The sequence below is a fragment of the Acinetobacter sp. WCHAc060033 genome, from assembly GCF_004209125.1.
In the GTDB taxonomy this organism is placed as follows: domain Bacteria; phylum Pseudomonadota; class Gammaproteobacteria; order Pseudomonadales; family Moraxellaceae; genus Acinetobacter; species Acinetobacter wuhouensis.
Genome location: NZ_SGSW01000182.1, coordinates 1 through 559, shown reverse-complemented (window position 1 = coordinate 559; position 559 = coordinate 1). Strand labels below are relative to the sequence as shown.

The following is a 559-nucleotide window of genomic DNA, read 5'->3' as shown; positions in this document are numbered from 1 at the left end:
GCAACTCGATGCGGTCAAACAGAGCTTGTTACAGCATCCAACTGTTCGATCGGCAGTTTCGGACCAGGACTATGCCAATTTTGCAGGACAGGGGCTAAAACTGGGCCATCCCTGGACCGTGCGTGCAGGCATGCAGCTTCGTAACAGCAACGCCCAGGATGGTCAAACAAAGTCCAATAGTTATGAGCCGAGCTTTGGTATTGAAAAGCAGATTCGTTTGCCTGGCAAATACGAGCTGGATCAGGATTTGGCGCAACGAGGGATGAGTATTGCGGAATTAAAATATGAAGATGCCAAACATGAAGTTGCCAAAAATTTGCTAAATCAGTGGTTTGCATATATGCGCAGTGCTTTGCAATTGACGCGTTTAGAGGAACAGCAAGCAAGAATACAGCACTATATGCAAATGACCCAGCAGCGTATTCGTGCTGGAGATGCCCCACGACTGGAACTGATGCTACTTAGCAATGAATCGCGGCAAATCGAAGAGCAATATATGCAGGCTAAAACAGCTTACTATCAAGCACAGCAGTTATTGTCACGTGATTATCAGGGAAAT

Annotated in this window: 1 protein-coding gene; it reads left to right on the top strand. The window is 46.5% G+C overall.

All coding sequences use genetic code 11. The features are described 5' to 3' along the window. A partial coding sequence (locus tag EXE10_RS21195) for a TolC family protein (protein ID WP_165383067.1) occupies positions 1-559 on the top strand: 559 nt, incomplete at both ends.